The 6,565-nt window shown below is 71.7% G+C and carries 7 protein-coding genes and 1 pseudogene; 4 read left to right on the top strand and 4 right to left on the bottom strand.

The window, feature by feature from the left end; all coding sequences use genetic code 11:
• Positions 1-179, bottom strand: a pseudogene (locus BEK98_RS03515) (S4 domain-containing protein); the annotation flags it as partial.
• Between the two features lie 142 nt (positions 180-321).
• On the opposite strand from BEK98_RS03515, the gene BEK98_RS03510 reads away from it, so the two are divergent.
• Entirely contained in the window at positions 322-1,017 is a 696-nt protein-coding gene (locus BEK98_RS03510) for a uracil-DNA glycosylase (RefSeq protein ID WP_094214865.1), read from the top strand.
• A gap of 7 nt (positions 1,018-1,024) precedes the next feature.
• Here the strand turns inward: BEK98_RS03510 and BEK98_RS03505 are convergent, their stop codons facing one another.
• On the bottom strand, positions 1,025-1,699 hold the full coding sequence (locus BEK98_RS03505) for a GntR family transcriptional regulator (protein ID WP_094214864.1): 675 nt from the start codon (positions 1,697-1,699) through the stop codon (positions 1,025-1,027).
• 186 nt (positions 1,700-1,885) lie between these two features.
• On the opposite strand from BEK98_RS03505, the gene BEK98_RS03500 reads away from it, so the two are divergent.
• Positions 1,886-3,346 carry an NCS1 family nucleobase:cation symporter-1 gene (locus BEK98_RS03500; RefSeq protein ID WP_094214863.1) on the top strand — a complete coding sequence of 487 codons (1,461 nt, stop codon included), beginning with the start codon at positions 1,886-1,888 and terminating at the stop codon, positions 3,344-3,346.
• A 5-nt stretch (positions 3,347-3,351) separates the two neighbouring features.
• Positions 3,352-4,074 (top strand): aspartate/glutamate racemase family protein, encoded by a 723-nt coding sequence (locus tag BEK98_RS03495; RefSeq protein WP_094214862.1) that lies wholly within the window; start codon positions 3,352-3,354, stop codon positions 4,072-4,074.
• A 10-nt stretch (positions 4,075-4,084) separates the two neighbouring features.
• Here the strand turns inward: BEK98_RS03495 and BEK98_RS03490 are convergent, their stop codons facing one another.
• Entirely contained in the window at positions 4,085-4,549 is a 465-nt protein-coding gene (locus BEK98_RS03490) for a GNAT family N-acetyltransferase (protein ID WP_094214861.1), read from the bottom strand.
• Positions 4,546-4,959 (bottom strand): RidA family protein, encoded by a 414-nt coding sequence (locus tag BEK98_RS03485; protein ID WP_094214860.1) that lies wholly within the window; start codon positions 4,957-4,959, stop codon positions 4,546-4,548. Before BEK98_RS03485 ends, BEK98_RS03490 begins: the two co-directional genes overlap by 4 nt.
• Before the next feature lie 630 nt (positions 4,960-5,589).
• On the opposite strand from BEK98_RS03485, the gene BEK98_RS03480 reads away from it, so the two are divergent.
• Positions 5,590-6,357, top strand: coding sequence for a nucleotidyltransferase domain-containing protein (locus tag BEK98_RS03480; RefSeq protein ID WP_094214859.1), 768 nt, complete (start codon positions 5,590-5,592; stop codon positions 6,355-6,357).
• The last annotated feature ends 208 nt before the right edge of the window (positions 6,358-6,565 follow it).

Below are 6,565 nucleotides of genomic sequence, written 5' to 3'. Positions count from 1 at the left end.
CCTCGTCGCCGACGCGCACGGAGTAGGCGGGCTTCACCCGCTCGCCGTTGACGTGGACGTGTCCGCCACGGCAGGCGGTGGCGCCCAGCGAGCGGGTCTTGATCAGGCGGACGGCCCAGATCCAGCTGTCGATCCGAACGGTCTCGGCGCCGGCCGGACCGGCGGCCTCGGCCGCGGCCNNCTGGCCGGGTGCCGCTGCGCCCGTTCCGCCGGTGTCACGGTTGACGTTCTCGTCCGCATCCTCGGAAGCCATGTCCCGACCTTAACCCGCCGGGTCGGAGGAGCCGGAGGCGTTTTCCGGGGCGGGCATACGGTGGCGGTATGGACGACAGCTGTGCCCTTGCCCGGCTCGACCGGCGCGTCGCGGAGTGCCGGGCCTGTCCACGGCTGGTCGGGTGGCGGGAGGAGGTGGCTCGGACCAAGCGGGCCGCGTTCGCCGACTGGACGTACTGGGGGCGGCCGGTGCCGGGCTTCGGGCCGGCGGATGCCCGCCTCGTGATCATCGGGCTGGCCCCGGCCGCGCACGGGGGCAACCGCACGGGCCGTATGTTCACCGGGGACCGCTCGGGAGACGTGCTGTACCAGGCGCTGTACGACGTGGGGCTCGCCTCGCAGCCCACCTCCGTGCGCGCCGACGACGGCCTGGAGCTGTACGGCGTCCGCGTCACCGCGCCCGTGCACTGCGCGCCGCCCGCCAACAAGCCCACCCCCGGTGAACGCGACACCTGCCGCCCCTGGCTGGTCCAGGAGCTGAAGCTGCTGCGCCCGACGCTCCGGGCCGCCGTGGTGCTCGGCGCCTTCGGCTGGCAGGCGGCGCTGCCCGCGTTCGCCGAGGCGGGCTGGCCCGTGCCCCGGCCCCGCCCTGTCTTCGCCCATGGCGCCCGGGTCGCCCTCGGAGGTCTGGACGTCTTCGGCTGCTTCCATGTCAGCCAGCGCAACACCTTCACCGGCCGGCTCACCCCCGAGATGCTGCGCGAGGTGCTGCGCACGGCGGCCGACGCGGCCGGACTGCCGTAGGGGGGCCTCAGCCGGCGTCGTCGGGCTCGGTTCCGAACAGGTGCCGTACCGTCGAGCGGTAGTTGGCGCGGACGTGGCCGAGTGCGTGGGTGCGGGCGCGGTCCGGGTCGCCGGAGGCGATGGCCTCGTACAACTCCCGGTGCTCGTCGAGGAGTTGGGGCCATTCCTCGTTCTGCCGGGTGAGCCAGCGCAGTCGGCCGTCGACCGGCTCCATGACGGAGATCAGCAGGGTGTTGCCGGCCATGGCCAGGATGCGGTCGTGGAAGCGGGTGTTGATGTCCGTGATCGCCTCGCCGTCCCCCTCCTTCGTCGCCGTCGTGGCCTCGGTCAGCAGCTCCCGCAGCTCCGCCAGCGCCTCGGGTGTCGCCCGTGCCGCGGCCAGTCCCGCCGCGTACACCTCCAACGCCTCGCGCAGCTCGAAGAGTTCCTTCACATCGGTCGGGGTCAGCCGGCGGACGACCGTACGGCGTGCCGACTCGAACAGGACGAAGCCCTCGGCGACCAGGGCGCGGATCGCCTCCCGCACCGGCACCCGCGAGACGCCGAACCGGTCGGCCAGCTCCCGTTCGACGAGCCGTTCGCCGGGACCCAGACGCCCCGCGATGATGTCCTGCCGCAGGGTCGCGAGGACCCGTTCGCGTACCGCGCCCAGGGGCTCGGTCTTCGTCGTCGTGGAGCTCATGGGGCCATCTTCGCCGACCCGGCGGTGCTTTTACGGAGAAGTAACAGCAGCGACATCGGTCCGAACGCTTGACGGCGGGACCATGACGGCAGTTTGGTATACCAAACGAACTCGCTCGGCACCCCCCAGTCCGGCACTCCGGACAATGCAGCCGTCCTCCGCCGTCCCCTCGTCCATGGAGGCCCCGTGTCCCTCGCCGACCGCGCCGAAGCCACCGGCGTCCCAGCGTTCGTCCCCGACCCCCGACTCACCAACGAAGACCTCGCCCCCGCCGGGCAGCGGAACTGGAAGGTCTTCGACCTGTTCGCCATGTGGATGTCCGACGTCCACAACCTCGGCAACTACACCTTCGCCGCCGGCCTGCTCGTCCTGGGCATGAACGTCTGGCAGGTCTTCACCTCCCTGCTCGTCGGCTTCGTGCTCATCTACATCGGCATGAACTGGATGGGGAAGATCGGCCAGCGCCACGGCGTCCCGTTCCCCGTCGTCAGCCGTATCAGCTTCGGTGTCTGGGGCGCCAACATCCCTGCGCTCATCCGGGCCGTGATCGCCATCATGTGGTACGGCATCCAGACCTATCTGGCCTCCGTGGCCGTCAACGTGATGCTGCTGGCGGCCTGGCCCGGGCTGGAGTCCCTCACCCACAGCTCCTTCCTCGGCCTGGACGCCCTCGGCTGGATCTCCTTCGTCTCCCTCTGGCTGATCCAGGCGCTGATCATCAGTCAGGGCATGGAATCGGTACGGAAGTTCCAGGACTTCTGCGGTCCGGCGATCTGGCTGGTGATGATCGCGCTGGCCATCTGGGTCCTGGCCAAGGCCCACTGGAGCATCTCGCTCACCTCCACGCCGCACCCGGTCTCCGTCGGCGAGCAGTGGCGGCAGTGGTTCGGCGCGATCGGCCTGATCCTCGCCACCTACGGCACGCTGATGCTCAACTTCTGTGACTTCTCCCGCTTCGCACCCGACTACAAGACGGTCCGCCGCGGCAACTTCTGGGGCCTGCCCATCAACTCCACCGCCTTCGTCGTCGTCTCCGTCATCGTCACCGCGGGCTCGCTGGAGGTCTGGGGCAAGGCCATCACGGACCCGGCGGAGCTGGTCGCCAAGGTCGGCAACACCTGGGTGCTGGTCGTGGCCGCGCTGACGTTCGCCGTCGCCACCATGGGCGTCAACATCGTCGCCAACTTCGTCTCACCGGCGTACGACCTCGCCAACGTCTGGCCGCAGAAGATCACCTTCAAGGTCGGCGGCCTGATCAGCACCGTGGCTGCGCTGGTCGTCACCCCCTGGAACCTCTTCTCCAACCCGACCGTGGTCAACTACTTCCTCGGCGGCCTCGGCGCCTTCCTGGGCCCGCTGTTCGGCGTGATCATGGTCGACTACTACGCGGTCAAGCGCGGCCGGGTCGACGTGAACCAGCTCTTCGACGCCACGCCCGGCTCCCGCTACTACTACCGCAAGGGCGTCAACCCCAAGGCCCTGTGGGCGTTCCTGCCCTCGGCCGCGGTCGCCGCGGTGCTGGCACTGGTCAAGACCTTCAGCGACGTGGCGCCGTACTCCTGGTTCATCGGCACGGCGCTGGCCGCCGGGCTGTACGCGGTGCTGTACCGCGGCGAGCGGGCCCCGACGGCCGGGGCGGAGGTCTGACGGACGTGCGGATCGTCGTCACCAACTGCAACACCACGCAGGAGATGACCGAGGAGATCGTCCGAGGTGCCCGGGCCGCCGCAGGCCCGGGCACCACCGTGACCGGGCTGACCCCCGCCTGGGGCCCCGAGTCGGCGGAGGGCTGGCTCGACAGCTACCTCTCGGCCGCGGCCGTCCTCGACGCACTGCGCACCTACGACGGCCCGTCGTACGACGCCGTCGTGCTCGCCGGGTTCGGGGAGCACGGCCGGGAGGGCGTACGGGAGCTGGTGGACGTGCCCGTCGTGGACATCACCGAGGCCGCGGCCCACCTCGCCTGCCTCCTCGGGCGGCGCTACGGCGTCGTCACCACCCTCGACCGGTCCCGCGGCCAGATCGAGGACAGCCTGGAGACCGCCGGCGTGGCCCGCAACTGCGCCGCCGTGATCGGCACGGGCCTGGGCGTCCTCGACCTCGCCGACGACCCGGCCCGCACAGAGGCCGCCTTCCTCGCCGCGGGCGAACGGGCCCGCGAGGCCGGCGCCGAGGTCCTGGTGCTGGGCTGCGCCGGGATGACGGGACTGCAGCGCGCGGTGGAGGAGAAGCTGGGGCTCCCGGTCGTCGACGGGGTCGGAGCGGCGGTGAAGCTGGCGGAGTCGCTGGTGTCGCTGGGGCTGACGACGAGCCGGGCGGGCACGTACGCGAAGCCCTTGCCGAAGGTGCGGGCGTGGGGACGGCCGAGGGGGTGAGGGATGCCCTTCAGGGCCGCCACTCGTACCGCACGTCCGGCTCCCGCTCCTCGTTGTCGCTGCCGTCCGTGGACTCGACGGCGACGAAACCGTGCCGTTCGTAGAAGCGGTGGGCGGGCTTGTTGACCTGGAAGGTCCACAGGGTGAGCCCGCCCGGACTGCGCTCCTTGGCCAGCGCGACGAACCGGTCGCCGATGCCACGGCCGCGCCAGTCGGGGTCCAGGTACAGCTGGGACAGCAGGTCCCCGGCGAGCACCATCATGCCCACGACGCCACCGCCCGCCTCGGCGACCCAGGTCTCGCGGGAAGGCACCACGACCTCCCGGAAGTAGTCGCGCACCTCGTCGTCGGTGTGCGCCCGGACCACCGTGGGCAACGCGGCCGTGTAGGACCGTAGCCACACGTCGGCGACGGCGGAGGCGTCCGGGCCGGCCGCCCGGCGCAGCACGACCTCCGGCCCGGCACCCGCGCTCACGGGCGCGCCTCCTCAGGTACGACGGCCGTGGCCGTGATCTCCACCAGCTGCCCCGTGTACCCGAGGCAGGCCACGCCGAGGAGGGTCGACGAATGCGGTCCGGCACTGAGACCCGACGCCTCCACCACATCCCAGACGGCGGACAGCACCGAGGGCTCGCTGCTCACGACGTACACGTCGGTCGACACGACATGCTCCAAGTCGCTGCCCGCCGCGAGCAGTTGCTCCCGGAGATTGGCGACCACCTGCTCCGCCTGCCGTACGGGATCTCCTACTCCCACCACCGCCCCCTTCTCGTCGAGTGGCACGGCCCCGGCGAGGAAGGCGAGCTTCGTGCCGGCCTCGACGACGGAGGCGTGCGAGTAGGTGGGTGGTGGGAAGAGCCCGGGGGCGGTCACGCGCCGGATCATGGCGGCTCCTGGTTCGATGGACGGGCAGCGTTGGATGGACGGGCAGCGTTCGATGGACGGGCAACCTCCTGATCATCCGGGGCCCGCCCAGGCCTGCGCACCCGAATTTCCGGGTCTCCGGCGGTCCGGGAAGGCCGACCGGGCATGCCGTCCTTCGCAGCCCGCCGCGCCCCCGCGACCCGCGCCCGCACTTCCCGTCGCCCGCGCCGGACGGCGGCCTTGGCCGCGATCGACCGCCGTACCGCGGCCGCCGCCACGGCTCTGAACTCGGCGCTCTCTTCCGCCGCCGCGACCCGTTCGACGCGGTAGAGCCGGGTCGGCGGGGCCGAGGCCGAGTACGGATTGACACGCAGCAGATCGGGCTCACCCAGCAGTCGGCGCGCCAGCTCGGCCGTCCACCCGCGAGCCCGCAGCCCGGCCATCGACACATGGCCCCGCCGCGCCTTCGCACCGCTCTCCCCAGTCGTCACCATGACCTCCCCCGTCGTGACAGTGAGTGACGATCTCATTGATAACGCACCCCACTGACAATCGGGTCGCCGCACGTCCGGCCCCCGTCCTACGCTCCCCGCACCCGCACCCGCACCCGCACCCGAACTCGAACCCTCACCCCAGCCGGAGCCCCCACCCATGCCCACGCTCGCCGACCCCGACTTCCTCACCACCACGGCCGACCGCCTTGCCGCCCTCCCCACTGTCCAGGCCGTGGCCCTCGGCGGATCCCGGGCCCAGGGCACGCACACCCCCGACAGCGACTGGGACCTCGCCCTCTACTACCGCGGCCCCTTCGACCCCACCGACCTGCGCGCCCTCGGCTGGCAGGGCGAGGTGTCCGAGATCGGCGGCTGGGGCGGCGGAGTCTTCAACGGCGGGGCCTGGCTGACCATCGACGGACGCCGGGTCGACATGCACTACCGGGACCTGGACGTGGTCGAGCACGAGCTGGCGGAGGCGGAGGAGGGGCGGTTCCGGGTGGAGCCGCTGCTGTTCCATCTGGCCGGGATCCCCAGCTACCTGATCGTGGCCGAGCTGGCCGTCAACCAGGTACTGCGGGGCGAACTGCCGCGCCCGGCCGCCTATCCGGAGAAGCTGCGCCGGACCGCGGCGGAGCGCTGGTCCGGCACCGCCCGCGCCACTCTGGCCTACGCCAAGGCCAACCACGCCCCGCACGCCCGCCTCACCGAGGTCGCCGGCGCCCTGGCCACCGCCGCCGCACAGGCCGGCCACGCGGTGCTGGCGGCACGCGGGGAGTGGGTGACGAACGAGAAGCGGTTGCTGGAGCGGGCGGGGCTGCGGCGGATCGACGCGGTGGTGGGCGCGTTGCGGGCGGAGCCGGAGGCGCTGACGGACGCGATCGGACAGGCCGAAAGGATCCTCGGGGTCGGTCCCGCGAGTTGAAGAGATCCTCGGGGTCGCTCCAGGGAGTTGAGAGGCAGCCGTTCCCTAAGACCCCCAGGCCCCGGGGAATTGCGTTCATAAAGAAAGCCCCCACCCCGCCACCTTTCACCTCCCCGAAACGCAAGCGCCCCGTTTGCTCGGCGAACGCGATCTACCGTGGAACGCACACCCCACAGCCCGGCCGCCGTCGTCCGAAGGCCCACCCCGC

Source organism: Streptomyces diastatochromogenes, assembly GCF_002242805.1.
Lineage (GTDB): Bacteria > Actinomycetota > Actinomycetes > Streptomycetales > Streptomycetaceae > Streptomyces > Streptomyces diastatochromogenes.
Note: the sequence above shows the minus strand (reverse complement) of the source record. Positions and strands in the feature narration are given on the sequence as shown.